Raw genomic sequence first — 17216 nt, 5'->3', positions numbered from 1 at the left:
GGATGGAGTTCGGTGCTTTCAAATTGGCGTTGATGGGTTCTCGCAAAGGCGGGGACGTTCGGCTGTTGATCTTATCATTTGCCATACAATTTATGATGTATCCTGATCGGCCCCAATCTGGATTCTCCCCTTCCTCTGTATTGATGAACCGGGTTCAGACCGCGACAAGTGGTCCGGAACTGGCAGCGTTTGCCCCGAACCCCGACATGGCGCGAAGCCTGGCGCAGACCATCGTTTCCGATCAGTTCGAGCTCGCTGAGCGGGCGATTGATTATGCGAGCGCACGAGGCTCGGGCACGGTACTTCGGTTATCGCGTCGGTGACCGCAAAGCGATGATCTCAACGCGTGACGGATTTTTCAGTGACGCGATTGGGTGACATGCTGTTAGAATGGGCCAATGAACATTATTAAGGCCCTAGCATTTCTCCTTGCGGGAGGCTCGACGCTTCTCGGCTTCGAGCTTCACGAGCATGTCAATTCACCGCGCTGGAAGGTCAAGACTCTGGCCGATTCGATGGCGCTGCCCGCGGAGGTCATGCCAAGCAGCATCGAGGAACAGTGTGCGCTTCCAGCACCCAAGGTTGACGAGTCGGTTGCACGCCTGCCTTCAGAGCGGCAGGTATTTGCTGTCACCGCCAACCTGATCGCTGCAAAACGGGAATTCGACGGTGATTACCATCTGGTGCTGGAAGACCCGGTGACCCATCTCCACATCATCGCGGAGATACCAGACACGACAGGCAAAGCTCCACGATCCTATCGGGATCAATTTGCGGAGGCGCGACTAGCCGTCGATAGGATCTGTGGCGCTCCGGGTCTGCTGGGTATTAAAATTAGACAACCCGTTCGGATCGAAGTGACTGGCATTGGGTTCTTTGATGAGGCCCATTTGATCACTCCGAATGGAATGCCTTCGAACTTTCGGGAGATCCATCCGGTGATCCATATTCGAGTTCTTTCCTAATGCGGGAACCTGCTGCGCGGCATTCGTCTTATTCGGTGAACTGAAGCAAATCCAAAACACGTGTCTATTATTGAAACGAGTATCATCGCTTCTACACCAAATTCCATCGCGCCGGAAGCACGGCAGATCACTTTCGGCAGTGAGATCGTTCGAAAGCTGATCCATATTGGATCGCTCTCGATTCCGATCATGTATTACTATGCGAGTCGGACTACTGCGCTTGAGATCTTGGTGCCAGTTGCGGTCCTTTCCTTTGTCGCCGATATGGGCCGGCATTATTTTGGCCCGATCGAGCGTCTGGTTAATCGTCTGTTTAGTGGGATCATCCGTCCCCATGAACGCCAAAGCGGGTTGCTGAGTGGAGCGACCTATGTCATGATCGCCGCGCTGTTTTGCGTCCTTGTGTTTCCCAAGTTGATCACAATTACAGCCTTTGCGATTTTGATCGTCTCGGATGCTTCGAGCGCGCTGATTGGCCGGAAATTTGGCAAGCATAAGTTTCTCGACAAGAGTCTTGAAGGCTCTCTTGCGTTTGTGGTAACTGCATGGATCGTTATTCTTATCACTCCAAAGGCGGGTACGGGCTTGATGGAATATGCCATCGCAATGATCGCGGCTGTCATAGGCGGCATTGCTGAGGCAAGCAGTGCACGTTCGCGTATGGATGACAATCTATCTGTGCCTCTCTCCATCGGTTTCGTGATGTGGGCGCTTTATTTCTTACTTGGAGAGTTGGATCCCGCGCACTTCGGTGCACTGTATGATGCGATGATGCGTTTTTCTTAGTGAGTGTTGCAACTCCTCTTTTCCCGCCCAATCTTGAAGAACCACCCCAGAAGAGGATGGCATCTCATCCTGCTGCTCTTGATTATCACTGGGTCTTCCGCTGCGCGAGCTCAATTCTCTGGCTCGGTCGGACTCGGGGGTGAGGCAACGAATAACGTTCAAAGTCTTGATACGACGGCCCCCGACCAAATCCTGCTGCCAGCTCTGGATCTCAATTATGACTGGCTTCCGAGTGCTGCATCCAAAGTGACATTCAGCAGTTCATATGCTCCAAACTTCTATTCGATTAATCCTGCACTGAGCTACAATTCAATCGCTATTGGCGCGACTGGACTCTTTTATCTCTCAAACACCGAGGCAATCGCCGAACAGGCGCATAATGAGTCTGCGTCAGAACTGCGCAATAGTTCGACGGCGCATTTCGAATCAGGGTTGGATAGATTTGATCCGCAGTATTCGCCCATTCGGCCTCGTGGCTTCTTTCTGCCGACTCATGATTCTCGTATTTCAGCCCCCAATGCTATTCATGTGTTGCAGGATGATAGAAATGACTCGTTAGTCGATCTTGCAACATCGGCTCTCTATACCCTGAGTGGGCAATTGGATTCGACTGAAATTTCGCCGACTGGTCTCGCCAAATCGCGAGTGCAGGAACTCGATAACCTGAAAGACTCGATTTCGGATGCCCTCTCGACGATTGCTGATCTGCTCGATTCGGTCGGTTACAGTGAGAGTGCGGCACAAGTCATCAGGAAGGAATTGGACAATATCCGAACTCCACTTTCTAAAATTCAACCGCATGTACGGCCATTGCCGCACGCCTCTGCGCTAAATCTTAGGCTCCTGGACGAGGCCATTATGGCACTTCGTTCCGCAACGCCGGAAGCAGATTTCTTGAACACCGCTGCTCCACCAATGCCTACCGGCTCCAATTCGCAGACGACTAAGTCGTTGTTCGAAACACTTGAAAAACTACCATCATCGAAGGTACGATTGAATGATTCGGGCGACGTCGAAGCACCCGCTCCGTCTCTAACCCTCGTGACTTCGGCGACACGCTTGCGCGAATTTGGCTCAGGTGACATCGCCATCCGGCAAGATATTGACGACTCAGACGCCATGACGATGGCAACGACACTCACGACGCCGATTTCCTGGTCTTCCCACACCGCCACCAGTTTTGACTCGATAAAGGATAATCCGCTATTTGGAGGAGGCTTTTCCGGCAATCCGAACGATAATCATACTCTTGCACTTGGCGCGGCGATTGAAGGAATACCCACTGGCCACTTCAGTCTTCGCGGAAGCTACTCATATGCAAGAGCCGTATATGCGTTCGATTCCGTATATTCAAATACCGAGCACCGCTTCAATCTCTTCCCGCGCATTGCCATCGGCAGGACAACCGTATTGTTTGCGGAAGCTGCGCTAGGCTTTCGCGACTATATCAATCCGCTAGATTTAATTGTCCCCGCTGATACCGTTCGCGGTCCTCGTGGCAAGATCATCAGCATTACCCCGGCCAAACAGCAAACGGCTGCTTCCAGATTCAGTCAGTATGCCTATGGGCTTGGCATCTCGCAATTTATCGGCGATCGCTGGGCGATTGGTGCGCTCGCCGCCTCTAATAGTAACCCTAATCTTCGCGCATACATAACAAATGCACAAGTACTTACAGGCCCAAAAGGACGTACCGTTCGCGCTGCCGTCCAGGTGGCTGACGATGAGTACACCTACGATCTAGACCGCTATTGCCTCTTTACAAACGCTCGCGTGTTTTGGGACATTGATCTTGGCGTCGATCTGTCAAAGGAGCATCGAGTTTACGGAAGCGCGGTCGGGAAGAATGGCAAAGTTATTCAGCAGGGTCGAACGGAGAACGATGTTTTGCTTAATGCTTCGCTCTCTAAACTAATACCCTTCCAGGATCGTCTGTTCTCGATGTTCAACAGTCTGACCGTTGAAGCAAAGCTTGAGACGGAGAACGCAAACTCGACCGTTTCGCTCTATAGTTTTGCGGCAACAACATTCACCCTCAATACAAGTCTCGGTTTCTGATGCCATCGCCACGTAATCGCACGATTCGTCTTTCATCACGCGAGGCAAAAGCAAGGCTTTCCCGCCTTCCGCAGAACCCAGTAGCTTCTCTCAGTTCGAGTATCTATCATGGTTCGGTTGAACATGCTCTCAATGTTCTCCCGCGGGATTACTTCGATCTCATCATTGCCGATCCTCCATATAATTATGGTGTAGACTTTGGCAATTCCAGCGACAGACGATCAAAATCTGATTATGAGGACTGGACAGAACAGTGGCTATCTCAGTTGCCTGCCGTGTCCTCTCCGCACGCCTCCTTCTATATTTGTGCAGGCTGGGAAGCGTCAGGATTATATCAATCATTGATCGAACGAACAGGACTGACGATAGTAAATCGCATCACCTGGAAGCGTGATAAAGGCCGAGGCGCGAAGCGAAATTGGAAGCAAAATATGGAAGATATTTGGTTCGCCGTCCGCGATAAGCGCTCCTATACATTCAATCTCGATCTCGTTAAGGTACGCAAGCAAGTAATTGCGCCCTATCGCGAGAATGGGAAGCCGAAAGATTGGACCGTCGATTCCGATGGCGCGCCCTACCGAATGACACATCCCTCTAATATCTGGACTGATCTCACAGTCCCCTTCTGGTCGATGCCAGAAAATACTCCGCATCCGACGCAGAAGCCAGAAGCCCTCACAAGGCGAATTATTCTGGCCTCTTCTAACCCAGGCGACAGAGTGCTCGATCTGTTTAGCGGTTCCGGTACCACCTCAGTCGTGGCCAAACGACTCGGACGGGAATTCGTTGGTATTGAGATGAACGCCGAATATGTGCGTTATGCCATGAAACGGCTTGGGCTAGTTACCGTTGAAACAAAAGCATGAGAATCGCTTGCTGCCAATTCGCGCCTCAATACCGTCAGATCGGGCGGAATCTTGACACAATTCGCGAAATGGTGCGAAATACGGATGCAGACCTCTGTATCTTTCCGGAACTTGCCACCACCGGGTATTTTTTTCGTGAATCCGCTGAGATTGAATCCCTCGCGGAACCGGTCGATGGTTCAAGTATCGGAACGCTCCAAGCTGTGGCGCGCGAAGAAAACAAGGCAATCATCACAGGTTTCCTTGAAGCGGCTAATGCTGTATATTACAACTCAGCAGTGGCCATAGATGCCGAAGGCAATCTCTGTGGTCATTACCGAAAGATCCATCTCTTCTATTATGAGACGCGAATATTCAAACGTGGCGATCTGGGATTCCCGGTGTTCGATCTTCGAACCCGTTCCGGCAACGCGCGCGTCGGCATTATGATCTGTTACGACTGGCGCTTTCCGGAAGCGGCACGCGAACTGGCCGTGCAGGGAGCTGAACTGATCGCTGTACCATCCAACATTGTGACTACAACTGGCATGTTGCATGTGACACTACAGACTCGCGCCTTTGAGAACAAAGTGATCCTTGCGTTTGCAGATCGCGTTGGGTTTGAGCTTGGCGGAGAAGAGACCCTGACCTATCGTGGCGAGAGTGCTATCATCAATTACAGTGGAGAAATCCTCTCGCAAGCCTCGGCCGTTCTAGATGAGACCATTATTGCGGAGGTTAGTCTCGATCCAACTCGCAACAAACGTATCAATCAATTTAACGATATCATGTCAGACAGAATGGTGAGCCTTTATCCATCTCTTGCCACCCATAGACCGAGCCCTGCGAAGATCAGTGGATAGAAGAAATCATAGAACCGCACTAGCGCGAGTAGAAAATCCTCTGAGGTGATCTGCAAGCTCACAAATAGCAGCGCGAGGAAGGCCGCCCCGGCCAGACTCATCGCAATTAATATCGCCTGCCCTCGAAGTGCCACGAGTGCAAAGTAGATGATCGTCAGTGCGGCCACCAGGTATGCGACTTGCCAGCGTCCGGCAACACCTGGCTGAACATGAAAAATAGCCGAGCACAAGTCGTAGACACCTAGCAATAACAGCGCCGCTCCTATAATTTGCCATAAGCCACCTCTTCGCCTTGTGAAGAGGATACCTAAAACGCAATGTATGATACCCTGTAGGAGTGACTCATTGAAGTAGAACAGTCGCAACTCCGTTGAAAGTCGAATAATGGCCAAGCTCAGGAGCAATCCGCTGGCAATAATTGGAAACTTGTCTCCAGTCTGGTTTCGATCGGTTGACTCATACTCATCCCTGTCAACACTAAGTTCGTTCTGAGTCTGGCCAGTCCGGCGCAGCAACCAGACTATCACAAAGTATAGAGCACCGAGAAAGCCGAGCGTCAGAATATTGAGCAACAACAGGAACACCCGTATCCAAGCAACATCAACACGAATAACTCTCGCGATTCCGGCTGCCAAACCACCAATTTCGCGCATCTCGCCGCGTTGGACAGCAAGACGGTCAGTGATACCATTCCGCAGTACGACGGGACTCAGGTGAGTCCTGTGATACAGAAGAAAGGCCGCCGCAGAAAGCAAATAAAGAAGGACACCACTGACTCGACTGAGCGAAGCGGCAATGCTGTCAACCATGGGATGAAGTTGATGAAAAGTATCCCCTTCGAGGCGCGGAATTTGGAAAACAACCATCGCAATCAGGAGAAGTGCGGTGACATACCGTTGTCGAACCACCTTATTGCCTGATCTTATGCTCGCTCGATCGAGAAGGAATGTGCTTAGATGTGAAAAGCCTGATGCTCGTTCTTCTCGATCGCGGAGCCGCATCTCCGAAATAACGCTCCGCTCGCTCGGGATTGATAGCGAGAGCAAAAGGTACATCAAGAGTATTACGGGATTAACAATGAAGCTGACAATGAAAATGGCACGAACGAGCAGAACGGGAACACCGTATGCCCCTTCCATGGCTGCGCAAACACCGGCGATAAGTCTGCCCTCATGTGGCCTTGTGAGACTAATCATTGCTCATCGATTGTCTGAGTATTAGCATCAGTCACTGCAATCCGCTCCAGTTCTGTAAAAATGGTCTCCACACGTTCATCGTGCGGCAACAGTGGAATCGCGGCGACTTCCTGAACGGAAAACGCAAGGCCCATTCGCTGAATGTCGCAGGGCAGACCGCGCAAAAATCGGTCATAGAATCCTTTGCCATATCCGAGACGAGCGCCATGCCGATCGAAGGCGACCATCGGAATGATGATTGCATCCAATGCTTCGAGGGCAGACGGCGTTTGTTCAACTGGCTCCTCGATGCCAAAGGCCCCAGTTCGCAAATTGGTGAGTCCCTGAATCTCAGTGTGTACGAGTGTTCCTCCCGACCCGTCACCCTCGACAACCGGCACCACTACTCGAATCCCGCGAGCCAGCATGGTATCAATTAGAGAACGGGTTTCTACCTCACTGCGAAAGCTAATGTAGCAATGAACGAACCGAGCATTGAGTATATCCAGTTCATGCAGAACTTTATCTGATACACTCGCGCTGAGTTCGCTTCGCTTTTCGCTCGGAATGGCTTCGCGTCGAGCAAGAGCTTCGCCTCGTAAATCAATACGGACCTGGTTAATATTGCGGTCGCTGGAATCTTGCATCATACAAAAATAGCAGGATGCGAGCCTTCGGCGCGGAAGTTGGGTTAATCGCGCTTGATGAAAAGCAGAGAGTTGACTTCAGAGACGGAAGCATCCCGTGCATGCGCCACAAGCTTCACGTAATAGGAGCCATCTGCTATCAGACCAATTGGAAGTTCGAGATCATTATGACCAATGTCAAGCTGCATTATTCCATGCGCCACGCGCTCGCCTAGCACACTCATAATGTCATAGTCCAGAACCGCTGGAGCACCTGCGGTTATCGCAATATGTCCGATCGCACCACGGACAGGATTCTGCTGCATATGGACATCCCAGAGCAGCGATCCCTTCGAAAGATAATACTGCAACTCACCGCTGCCACAGGATGAAGGAAGTGGAACATCTTCCGTGTCCCCTGCCCATTCGAGACACCCGGTGCGTTCTGGAGCTTCGGCCCAAAGTTCGATATTTGTTGAGTCCTGATCGGAAATGAAGCGCTTGACTTGAAACGACAGAATTGAACTGCCAGAGAGCGAGGTCAGCGGCAAGGATGAGGCAATCGTTACAACATAACCACTGACATCACGCACAATACTCAATATATGCGCATTTGAGAGTCCTGGGGCAAGCGCAATTGAAGAAATATCAATTTCAGTCGCGTCATTGCTTGATGCCAGGTGTACAACGAGTGTATCCAGCATGAATGGGGTGAGCGTTGTCTGCGTTCGAACGTCAAAGGAGCGATGCGCTGAATCATTGCTCGGCAGCGGAGAGAGAGCAATGCTAGCATTCGAAAGCAGATCGGTTAGGTATAGGGTGTCGGTGGCAACAATCTGCGTTCCACCCAGGAACTGCAGGATAATCTTATTTGCAGAAGTCGATGACTGGTCGATGTGAAGCATGATTTGCTGAGTCATTCCCGCTCCAATAGTATCTGGAAAGGAAGTCACCGGGTGAACAATAATCGATGGGTCGCTCGCCAAAACACCAGTAACGGCAAAACTTCTCGAAATCGTATCCAATACCGGCACGGTGACCTCTATCGACCCCGGCATCGCGCAGTAGTAGCTTACTGACTGACTTGACGGAAGCTGAAGCGCATTTCCAGCTACACTGACCTGAAAATGGGTGGAGAGATAATTCGAATTTTGGGAGTTCATCGATATCACCGCCATTTCGCCCGCGTGATAGGTGCTAATCCCCGGATTCGCTCTGACCGTGAGTTGCGCAGTTTCGCCCGTCCTTACAAAAATCGGTATCGCAGGTTCGTTCACAATATGAAAATCGCCTGTTGGTGGATCGACCTCATTGATGGCAAAAGCAGACACGCCCGTGTTCGTTATGTTAATCAGGGTATCCCGCACCTCGCCGGCATACATGACTCCGAAATCGACGATTGGAGCAGGATCGAGCGTAAAGGTAGCCCACTCGACATCGGCAATAAGGTCCAAAGATGGTGTGGATGTTTGTCCCAGAACGGAGAATGCAGCCTCCTTTGGTCCGGTCGGTAGAAAGCCGTTAACCGTGATGCGAATGGCAATAGAATCGCCTGGACCAATTTTCAATACGGATTCGCCAGAAGAATCGAGGATGGTCGCCGCAAAGGTCGATGTCGAACCATTCAAGATACTACCCCCTAAAATCGTTGCACTATCAGGCCCACTGGAATAGAGTTCGACAATCGTATCGAGTTGAAGCACTGGCGAGAGCGCCCCAAAATTAATCTTGCTCATGGAGAAGAAGAGCCCCGACACCTCCGCCTTGCCCAATCCACTGACCGGGACGGCAATGCTTCCATCAGATGTCTGAATTAGGAGAAGCGCATTGCGCTGCCCGATGGCACTCGGCCTAAAGCGGATCACGATTGGAATGACCGTAATACCGCCAGATGGAACGATCGTCGGGAAACTCGGGGAAATGACTACGAAATCCGAAGCCGCACTGCCAGATGGGGAGACGGCATCGATCTGTACATCAGTAGTCGTGGTGTCCCAAACCTGGAGTGTCAATTCTTTGAAGCTGCCGGTGTCGACTCGACCGAAATCGAGACTTACAGAATCAAGTGCAAGCCGAACACTCGCGTAACTATTCTCAGCGAGCACAATGCTCGCAAAAATGCTCAATCCGAGGATCAATCTCCTGTGTTTATCCATGTTGCCATTATATAGACACTTGAGAGCACCCAAATGTCACACGGCATTAGCAGATTTCATCCGTTGGGCTCGCAATCGCCTTCTTTCACGTCGGGCATGGCGGGTGAGCCAGTGCTGACCGGTCACGCATACACCGACCCAAGAGAAGCCCAAAAGCATCCCGGCGACCACATCTGTCGGCCAATGCACACCGAGATAGAGCCGGCTTAGAGCGACCAACACCGCAATTCCCAAACCTAAAATACCCAGAATCCACCTCCAGACCTGCCGGTGATTCATGGAGACAATCCACCAGGCAAGAAAACCCCAGAGGCTAAATGATGTCAGCGAATGTCCGCTCGGAAAGCTGAAGTTCGTCTCCCGCACCAGAGGCTCGAAGACGTGGGGACGGACCTGATGAAACAGAAGCTTGAATGTCAGCATTAGCACTGTCGCGCCCAGAAGCACGGCGGCCAGAGTGCCAAGATCGACATAACGATTCATAATGAGAAGTGCCAGGACCAATGCAATCCCAATTATCGTGATTCCAGTCGCAGAACCGATTCCGCTTGCCAGGAATGCAATCTGGTCGAGGGTCGCGGTGCGATGCGCGTGGATCGTCAGTAGGATTGAAGTATTTGCGACAGTAAACTCATGATCGAGTACTTCGTCCGCCAGCCAACCGAACCCCCATGCACAAACTACCGCTACGGCCAACGCAATGGCATAATATGACGTCAGCGCCCGCAGCAGCTTTTGCGCACGGCTTGCGGGAAGATCCTCGATGGGATGCGGATGGTGCATGGTGGGGGTCATGACTAGCAAACGGAACAAGTATCTTGCCGAATACCGTCCGCAATTGCCGATCGGTCGGCTCGGATCTTGAAGAGAAAGGAAACAATGCGGACCATCGTCCACTTATCCGATATCCACTTTGGCGCGGTCGATGAGCGGCTGAAAGCCCCTCTCGTCCGGGCAGTACACGAGCAGCGCCCAGATCTCGTCGTGGTCTCCGGCGATCTGACGGAACGTGGCCGGCGCGGTGAATTTCGAGAAGCCCGTGAATTTCTCCTATCGCTGCCAGGTCCGCAAATTGTCGTTCCCGGCAACCACGACGTTCCGATCTACCATCCGATCGAGCGGCTTTTGCATCCAATGGGCCGGTTTCGGCGGTTTATTTCGAGCGAGCGACTTCCATTTTTCGAGGATGATGAGATCGCTGCCATCGGCATCAATACCGCGCGCGCCACCAAGACGAAGTATGGTCATATCAGCCGCTGGCAACTTGCAATGATCCAAGACATGCTGCGTCCGGTGCCGAACGATCGAATCAAAATCGTTGTGACACACCATCCATTCGATGTGCCGGATGGTTATCGCAAAACTCGGCAGATCGTCGGGCGTGCATGGCGCGCGATGAAGGTGCTTTCGGAATGCGGGGCCGATCTCTTTCTCGCGGGACATCTCCACCGCATACATGCGGGATTGACCGCAGAGCGTTACAAGATAGAAGATTACTCCGCTCTCGTAATTCAGGCAGGCACGGCAACCCTGTTCAATGGCTCGCAAGAGCTCAACTCATTCAACGTGATTCATTGCGAACGACCAACAATGAAGGTCAATAGAGTCATGTGGAATGACTCAACCAATCAGTTTGAACATCGTGATGAAGAGAACTTCAGACACGGCGAGCAAGGCTGGTCCCGCGCCATCGAATGAAGCGATCGCCAACCTGCACAACGAGGACACCCACTAGTGTCAGCAGACCACCAATTCCGAGCCGTGCTGTGATAATCACCCGCCCGAGCATGAACGCCATGATCGTTGTCATGATCGGCTGTAGATTCTGGAAGATCGCCACTTTGGTTGTTTCGAGCTTTGCGAGCGCGGTGTACCATAGGATGTAATTCAAGACCGAAGCAATCGCCGCCAGATACGCGATATCGATCCAGGAGGTGCCGGATATCTTTCCGATTTGCGGAACATCACCTACGAGCAATCCGATGGGAAGATAGATCAGTGTACCGACGATCATGTTGACCGCCGTAACGTAGACCGCTCCGTATTTCAGCACGAGTGGCCTGCCCAACATCGTGAAGAGTGACCACGCGATGACAGCGATGAAGATCAGAATATTCCCGACTGTGTGTTCCGATCGGAGTGTCGCCCCATGTTCGAACATGATGAGTACTGCACCGACTAGAGCCAATAAGATGCCAATGGCTTTGGCGCTCGAAGGACGCTCACTGCGAGCGAACAATGTCAGCACAAGGACCATCGCCGGGGTCATTGCATAGAGCAATGCGCTGTTGGCTGGCGTTGTATATTTTACCCCGTTCAGATACAGGAATTGATTGAGCGGGACGTTTAACAGCCCAAGCAAAAACAGGCGACCATAATCGGCCCGCTCGATACGATGCAAAATATTCCACCGCTTCTCGGTGATGAACAAAATCGGCAAGAACAAGATCGATGCACCCGAAGCGCGAAGCAGGAGCACGAGCGCCGGCGCGACGGCAAGACTTGTATCCTGCGCGACAAGATGTGTCGTGCTGCCGATCAATTGCTGGAGAACGAGATAGAAATATACCAAGAGCTACTATTGAATGCTAAGCGCTGAGTCGAGAAGTCCGATAAGTGGTGACGCATCAGACGCGAAATGGTACCGTTGTAATGCAAGCCTTTTTTCCTCGAAACGAGCTATAGCGGAGACTTTCATCGCTTTGGTAATGCCCGCGCGAATTGCCTCAGGCGTGATGCTCACGAACTCGATCCAGGGTTTGTCCTCAAATAGTTCTTGGACGTGCCGCATGTGGTTGGTGACGATGGGAATGCCAGCCATCATGTATTCAAATAATTTGCTCGGCAAGGCAAGTTCATAGCTCTTCGAAACCGGCTCGACAATCACAAGCCCCACATCGCAAGATGCCGCTAGCGCCAGCGCATGATCGGATGGCAGGGCACCCGCAAAGTGTACTTGGTCACCGACTCCTTCTTTCACTGCGAGCTGTTCAATGGTTTGCCGAAGTGCGCCATCTCCGATCATGAACAAATGGGCGGCTGTAGCTACTACGGATTGGACGGCCGCTTCGAGTCCTCTTCCTTGTTGCAGCCCACCCAAATAAACTACTACGTTCGACCCGACCGGAATTCCATAATCCTCAAGTTGTGCTTGATGCCTTCTTAACATTTCATTTTTCCAGGGGAGATTGCGGATGAGCATACTCCGTGGTATAAAGCCATGCACATCGAGAATAGCTTGGAGATCATGCGGTGCAGTTACGACGATTATATCGGTGGAAGTGAGGCCATGATGTTCGACCTGCTTCCAGATTGCTCGCCGCAATGGCTTATGAGCGACAGCGGGAAGTTCTGTGTATACTTCGCGCGCGTCGTACACTAATTTCTTTGCGCGACCATTCTTTCGCATCCAAGCTGCGACAGATAGCGAGTAAAGATCGCACGCCATTACAATATCCGCACGTTTGCCGATCACCGCGCGCGCAAGTTTCCGGTGATATTCGGAGAATTTTCTTGGACCATGCGTGTATACTAGCTTGACTGCAAGTAGCTCAACATTCCATCCCGCTTCCTGAAATAGTCGCTCGAAGCTCTGCACACGGCGATCCGTCACGGGATCCCCCAGGAACAGCATCAACAGGGACTTTGCGGACTCAGCCATACTGTTTATGCAGCGTCGAGCGGAGCACGCCGCGCGAATCAAACTTCTCTTTGAAGTGAATCAAGCTGAGCGCAGGCGTCATCGGGTTGGCATCGCTGGTGTCTTGCGAAACACCGATATCCACAAATGCATAACCATTCGCCTTGGCCCATTCCGCTGCTTCACGCATCACGAGATAGATCGGACGAATGTGCTGGTGCTCGTAGCGCAGCATCTGGTAAAATACCAACGCAACCCGCTTGTTGGCAATGAAATAGAGCAGTCCTGCAATTGCCTCGCCGTTTTTGCGGACTAGGAACAACTCCATCAGATTCGGCAACAGTTCATGGAGCCGCTTTAGATCTTCTAACGTGTGAGTAGGCTTAGCATCAAACTTGGCTTTGTTCTCGATAAGGATTGGATAGAATTCTTCAATGCCTTCCAAGAACTGTGCGCGCGCAACATGCTCCACTGTGACACCTTGCTCTTCCCTTTCAGCGCGACGAATATACGTGCGCGCCGCAGGCTTGAATCGATCAAACAACGAACCCGGACGCCGAAGATCTACCACATGCGATATATAATGTCGCTGATAGGCATACCCGCGATACAGAAGGGCAAATTCAAGATTCTGCGTTAGAACTGGTTGATAAATTACCGGGGCGCTGGTAAGATAGACATTATGAAAGCCCCGCTCACGAACGTAATCCTCAAAGGCAGCCACGACATCGAGCGCTGTCTGGGCGCTGATGTCTTCTGTCACAAACGAACCATAGCTGGCACCAGCCGGTGATTCGAAGGCACTGGCATCGTTGCTCAGACCACCTGGCAAAAGCGCAACTAACTTCTCACGTTCGAAAAAAAGAAGATGATGGAAGTTGAAACGGCCGGGTGGATGATAGTCCAGAAATCGCTGCGAATGGAAGACGGTCCCGTTCATCGAGCGCGCGACGAATTTATCCCACAGCTTCTCATGCTGCTCCGCCTGGTACGGGACGACACGAACGGCGCTCACGCAACAGAACTTTCTGCCGCTGGCTCCAGAATCGTCTTCTCAAGCACGCGCCCATTGGGATCGATATCATAAACAATCGGAACGCCCGTTGCCAAATTCAAATGAAGTACCTCTTCTTTCGAAAGTTGGTCTAACTCCATAACGATCGAGCGAAGCGAATTACCATGAGCAACAATGAGAATATTTTCGCATTGTTGTGCCAGCGGAAGGATCTGCGAGCGAAAGTATGGCAGCGTCCGGGCGGCGGTATCTTTCAGGCTCTCACCGTTGGGAGGGGGGACATCATAACTACGCCGCCAAATATGCACTTGCTCTGCGCCGTATTTCTTCGCGGTCTCTTCTTTGTTCAGGCCTTGCAAGTCCCCATACATCCGCTCGTTGAGGGCTTTGTCCTTCTCGTAATGCATTTTCGTCTGCTCGGCGCCTCGCAGTGCAATGTCCATTGATTCGATGGCACGGATCAAAACAGAAGTAAAGCCCCTATCAAGTGGAATATTTTTGATTCGTCGTCCCGCCTCAAGTGCTTCTTGCCTACCTTTGTCCGTAAGCGGAATATCGACCCAGCCGGTAAATCGGTTCTCGAGGTTCCATTGTGATTCGCCATGCCGAAGTAAAATCAGTTTTCCCATCGTGGAATTAGTATGCCCGCTTGCGCGACCAATAGAGAAGCGGAAAGATTGCGATGAACACGGTATAGAGCGCACCGACGGCGCCATACTGAAACGCAAATTCTGCAAAGGACATTTCACCGCCTCGCGTCAAGAGGAAGTAATAGAGCGCATTATTGATGATCGCGCCGAGTAGTGTGAGCATCAGAAATGGCCAGTTGCGGATGTTCTGCTCGAGTCGCTCCCGATCGTAAAAGAAGCCCACGAGGAAGCATGCCACGGTCTTCGAGAGAGCATGGGCGCCAAAGATGCCACTCGACATAATATCCAATCCAAGCCCCAGCACAAACCCACTCACAATTCCCGCAAATTGGCCTTCGCGCATCGTCACGTACATCAGGAAGATGAGCAAAAAATCCGGCGAGACACCCGCGATCGAGAGGAATCTGCTGATCAGAACCTGGACGATGATGATGAGGAGTCCGACTCCTCCATAAGCCGCGAATTGCATAATCTTAGCGTTTCGGTAGCTTGGTTGGTGGTTGTTCCGGCAATGCTTCCAGGGAAAGCCGCTCTCGCTCGCGCGCTTCGTCCTTCAGGACCACATAGACGTGTTCAACCCGAAAGAGATTCACGGCAGGCTCCAGTGTAATGCGTCGAAAAAGCGAGTTCGGTTCGGGTTCCATCCGAATAATCGTACCGATTGGAATATCCGCAGCGAAAAATGAGGAATACTCGCTCGAAACTACGAGATCGCCAACTTCCACATCGAGTGCCTTCGGCACGTTCCGCATTACGAGCGTTGGTCCTCCATCCCATGCGACAATACCTTCGACACGAGTCCGAGCAATCTTGGAGGCGATGCGCAAATCCGTATTGAAGAGCATTTGCACGAGCGAAAAGTTCGCGCTTGCGGCATAGACTCGGCCAACAAGGCCGGCATCAGTCATCACGGCCATTCCTGGGACAACATGCTCGTTCGATCCAAGATTGATCGTTAGCATATTACGCTGAAAGCTTGTCGTTTTGCCCACCACTTCGGCCGCCGCTAGTTTCCAGCCAGGGTGTGGCCCGATGCCAAGGAGCCGTCGTAATTCCGAATTTTCCGCTTCGGCACGCCGAAGGCGACCGACTTCGGCGGCGAGTTCAATGGACTTTGCTTCCAACTCTCGATTTTCACGGCGTAAGGTGACAGGATTCGGAATCCATGAATAGATCGATTGGATCGAACCAACCACTCCGGTGGCAAACGCACGAAGCGGCATCACGTCCGTCGTTCGCGAAACCGCAATCATCGTCAAGGACGCCGAGACGAACACCGTCAATGCGACATACTCTTTGAACGCGATAATTAGATCGAGGAATCGACGCACGGATTAATTACGAATTACGAATTACGAATTACGAATTCGAAGGAAGCGTCCCATTCGTAATTCGCAACTCGTAATTATTAATTAATATCGTCTACTCTTTATTAAGACCTTCATAAAATGGGAAAGGTCTTCTAGCACCTTTCCTGTACCGCGAACGACCGCAGTCAACGGATCATCGGCAACGTGGACTGGCAGGTTTGTCTCCAACCGCAGCCGCTCGTCCAGGCCCTTCAGCAACGCGCCGCCTCCCGAAAGCATCATACCCCGGTCGAGAATATCTGCCGAAAGTTCAGGCGGGGTCCGCTCAAGGCTCACCTTCACCGCCTCAACGATCGCATTGACGGGATCGGCCAGCGCCTCGCGAACTTCGGTCGAACTGACTTCGATTGTCTTCGGAATACCCGCAACAAGATCGCGCCCTTTGACCTCCACCATCAATTCTTCTTCCAGTGGCATGGCACTGCCAACCTGACACTTGATGAGTTCGGCTGTCCGCTCTCCAATGAGGATGTTATAGTTGCGCTTGAAGAACTGCATCACAGCCATCGTCAACTCGTCACCCGCCACGCGGATCGACTCCTGATTCACGATGCCAGAAAGCGCGATAACAGCAATTTCAGTCGTTCCGCCGCCGATATCAATAATGATATTGCCCACCGGTGCCTCAACATCGAGCCCGATACCAATCGCGGCCGCCATTGGCTCTGCGATGAGATGCACTTCTTTCGCTCCAGCATGCTCTGCGGAGTCACGCACCGCTCGCTTTTCAACTTCCGTAATACCAGAAGGCACGCTAATCACGATCCGGCGCGAGGGCAGCCACGAGGGGTGTACTTTCTTAATGAGCGCCCGAAGCATGCCCTCGGCGATTTCAAAGTCAGCGATGACGCCATCCTTCATCGGCCGGATCGTCTGAATGTCACGATGTGTGCGGCCGACCATGGCCTGGGCCTCACGGCCGATGGCAACGATCTTCTTCGTGGTCGAGTCGAATGCCACGATCGAGGGCTCGTTCAAAACGATCCCCTTCCCCTTCATATAGATGAGGGTATTGGCCGTCCCAAGATCGACCGCAATGTCTGCGCTGAATAAGCTTAGCATGTGAA

18 protein-coding genes are annotated in these 17216 nt (G+C 51.9%); 7 read left to right on the top strand and 11 right to left on the bottom strand.

Annotation, left to right across the window (positions count from 1 at the left end):
* Positions 1–92 precede the first annotated feature (92 nt).
* From Q8902_10405 to Q8902_10380, 6 genes are all read left to right on the top strand, one after another.
* Positions 93–323, top strand: coding sequence for a hypothetical protein (locus tag Q8902_10405; GenBank protein ID MDP4199965.1), 231 nt, complete (start codon positions 93–95; stop codon positions 321–323).
* Positions 324–398: 75 nt separating this feature from the next.
* Positions 399–965 (top strand): hypothetical protein, encoded by a 567-nt coding sequence (locus tag Q8902_10400; GenBank protein MDP4199964.1) that lies wholly within the window; start codon positions 399–401, stop codon positions 963–965.
* Between the two features lie 60 nt (positions 966–1025).
* Positions 1026–1751, top strand: a complete 726-nt coding sequence (locus Q8902_10395) for an SEC59/DGK1/VTE5 family protein (protein ID MDP4199963.1) — start codon at positions 1026–1028, stop codon at positions 1749–1751.
* Positions 1752–1784: 33 nt separating this feature from the next.
* Positions 1785–3809, top strand: a complete 2025-nt coding sequence (locus Q8902_10390) for a hypothetical protein (protein ID MDP4199962.1) — start codon at positions 1785–1787, stop codon at positions 3807–3809.
* The gene (locus Q8902_10385; protein ID MDP4199961.1) at positions 3809–4675 is read left to right on the top strand and encodes a DNA methyltransferase; all 867 of its coding nucleotides are present in this window, start codon (positions 3809–3811) and stop codon (positions 4673–4675) included. The genes Q8902_10390 and Q8902_10385 overlap by 1 nt, the downstream gene beginning before the upstream one ends.
* The gene (locus tag Q8902_10380; GenBank protein MDP4199960.1) at positions 4672–5517 is read left to right on the top strand and encodes a nitrilase-related carbon-nitrogen hydrolase; all 846 of its coding nucleotides are present in this window, start codon (positions 4672–4674) and stop codon (positions 5515–5517) included. The genes Q8902_10385 and Q8902_10380 overlap by 4 nt, the downstream gene beginning before the upstream one ends.
* Here the strand turns inward: Q8902_10380 and Q8902_10375 are convergent.
* Genes Q8902_10375 through Q8902_10360 form a run of 4 tightly spaced genes read right to left on the bottom strand, consistent with a single transcriptional unit; the run spans position 5466 to position 10269 of the window.
* Positions 5466–6713 (bottom strand): PspC domain-containing protein, encoded by a 1248-nt coding sequence (locus Q8902_10375; protein ID MDP4199959.1) that lies wholly within the window; start codon positions 6711–6713, stop codon positions 5466–5468. The genes Q8902_10380 and Q8902_10375 overlap by 52 nt on opposite strands.
* Entirely contained in the window at positions 6710–7342 is a 633-nt protein-coding gene (locus Q8902_10370; protein ID MDP4199958.1) for a 5-formyltetrahydrofolate cyclo-ligase, read from the bottom strand. Before Q8902_10370 ends, Q8902_10375 begins: the two co-directional genes overlap by 4 nt.
* A gap of 41 nt (positions 7343–7383) precedes the next feature.
* Positions 7384–9474, bottom strand: a complete 2091-nt coding sequence (locus Q8902_10365) for a choice-of-anchor D domain-containing protein (GenBank protein ID MDP4199957.1) — start codon at positions 9472–9474, stop codon at positions 7384–7386.
* Between the two features lie 36 nt (positions 9475–9510).
* Positions 9511–10269 carry a phosphatase PAP2 family protein gene (locus tag Q8902_10360; GenBank protein ID MDP4199956.1) on the bottom strand — a complete coding sequence of 253 codons (759 nt, stop codon included), beginning with the start codon at positions 10267–10269 and terminating at the stop codon, positions 9511–9513.
* An 84-nt stretch (positions 10270–10353) separates the two neighbouring features.
* On the opposite strand from Q8902_10360, the gene Q8902_10355 reads away from it, so the two are divergent.
* Positions 10354–11172, top strand: a complete 819-nt coding sequence (locus Q8902_10355; protein ID MDP4199955.1) for a metallophosphoesterase family protein — start codon at positions 10354–10356, stop codon at positions 11170–11172.
* Here Q8902_10355 and Q8902_10350 read toward each other — a convergent pair.
* The 7 genes from Q8902_10350 to Q8902_10320 all read right to left on the bottom strand — a co-directional run bounded on the left by Q8902_10350 (position 11132) and on the right by Q8902_10320 (position 17211).
* On the bottom strand, positions 11132–12046 hold the full coding sequence (locus Q8902_10350; protein ID MDP4199954.1) for an EamA family transporter: 915 nt from the start codon (positions 12044–12046) through the stop codon (positions 11132–11134). The two genes, Q8902_10355 and Q8902_10350, sit on opposite strands and share 41 nt — an antisense overlap.
* Before the next feature lie 6 nt (positions 12047–12052).
* Positions 12053–13135: a glycosyltransferase gene (locus Q8902_10345; GenBank protein ID MDP4199953.1), complete on the bottom strand. Its 1083-nt coding sequence runs from the start codon at positions 13133–13135 to the stop codon at positions 12053–12055.
* Positions 13128–14129, bottom strand: coding sequence for a GNAT family N-acetyltransferase (locus Q8902_10340; GenBank protein MDP4199952.1), 1002 nt, complete (start codon positions 14127–14129; stop codon positions 13128–13130). The genes Q8902_10345 and Q8902_10340 overlap by 8 nt, the downstream gene beginning before the upstream one ends.
* On the bottom strand, positions 14126–14758 hold the full coding sequence (locus tag Q8902_10335; GenBank protein MDP4199951.1) for a 2,3-bisphosphoglycerate-dependent phosphoglycerate mutase: 633 nt from the start codon (positions 14756–14758) through the stop codon (positions 14126–14128). Before Q8902_10335 ends, Q8902_10340 begins: the two co-directional genes overlap by 4 nt.
* Before the next feature lie 7 nt (positions 14759–14765).
* On the bottom strand, positions 14766–15248 hold the full coding sequence (gene mreD, locus Q8902_10330) for a rod shape-determining protein MreD (GenBank protein MDP4199950.1): 483 nt from the start codon (positions 15246–15248) through the stop codon (positions 14766–14768).
* Between the two features lie 4 nt (positions 15249–15252).
* Entirely contained in the window at positions 15253–16110 is an 858-nt protein-coding gene (gene mreC, locus Q8902_10325) for a rod shape-determining protein MreC (protein ID MDP4199949.1), read from the bottom strand.
* An 81-nt stretch (positions 16111–16191) separates the two neighbouring features.
* Positions 16192–17211 (bottom strand): rod shape-determining protein, encoded by a 1020-nt coding sequence (locus Q8902_10320; protein MDP4199948.1) that lies wholly within the window; start codon positions 17209–17211, stop codon positions 16192–16194.
* Positions 17212–17216 lie beyond the last annotated feature (5 nt).

Source organism: Bacteroidota bacterium, from assembly GCA_030706745.1.
Lineage (GTDB): Bacteria > Bacteroidota > Ignavibacteria > Palsa-1295 > Palsa-1295 > PALSA-1295.
This window is presented reverse-complemented; position numbering and strand designations above follow the sequence as displayed.

Bases quoted from the DNA above. Each gene is read 5' to 3' on its own strand.
- Q8902_10380 (MDP4199960.1), top strand. From the start codon at position 4,672: ATGAGAATCGCTTGCTGCCAATTCGCGCCTCAATACCGTCAGATCGGG.
- Q8902_10375 (MDP4199959.1), bottom strand. From the start codon at position 6,713: ATGATTAGTCTCACAAGGCCACATGAGGGCAGACTTATCGCCGGTGTT.
- mreD (MDP4199950.1), bottom strand. From the start codon at position 15,248: ATGCAATTCGCGGCTTATGGAGGAGTCGGACTCCTCATCATCATCGTC.
- Q8902_10345 (MDP4199953.1), bottom strand. From the start codon at position 13,135: ATGGCTGAGTCCGCAAAGTCCCTGTTGATGCTGTTCCTGGGGGATCCC.
- Q8902_10355 (MDP4199955.1), top strand. From the start codon at position 10,354: ATGCGGACCATCGTCCACTTATCCGATATCCACTTTGGCGCGGTCGAT.
- Q8902_10360 (MDP4199956.1), bottom strand. From the start codon at position 10,269: ATGACCCCCACCATGCACCATCCGCATCCCATCGAGGATCTTCCCGCA.
- Q8902_10405 (MDP4199965.1), top strand. From the start codon at position 93: ATGATGTATCCTGATCGGCCCCAATCTGGATTCTCCCCTTCCTCTGTA.
- Q8902_10385 (MDP4199961.1), top strand. From the start codon at position 3,809: ATGCCATCGCCACGTAATCGCACGATTCGTCTTTCATCACGCGAGGCA.
- Q8902_10365 (MDP4199957.1), bottom strand. From the start codon at position 9,474: ATGGATAAACACAGGAGATTGATCCTCGGATTGAGCATTTTTGCGAGC.
- Q8902_10335 (MDP4199951.1), bottom strand. From the start codon at position 14,758: ATGGGAAAACTGATTTTACTTCGGCATGGCGAATCACAATGGAACCTC.
- Q8902_10370 (MDP4199958.1), bottom strand. From the start codon at position 7,342: ATGATGCAAGATTCCAGCGACCGCAATATTAACCAGGTCCGTATTGAT.
- Q8902_10320 (MDP4199948.1), bottom strand. From the start codon at position 17,211: ATGCTAAGCTTATTCAGCGCAGACATTGCGGTCGATCTTGGGACGGCC.
- Q8902_10400 (MDP4199964.1), top strand. From the start codon at position 399: ATGAACATTATTAAGGCCCTAGCATTTCTCCTTGCGGGAGGCTCGACG.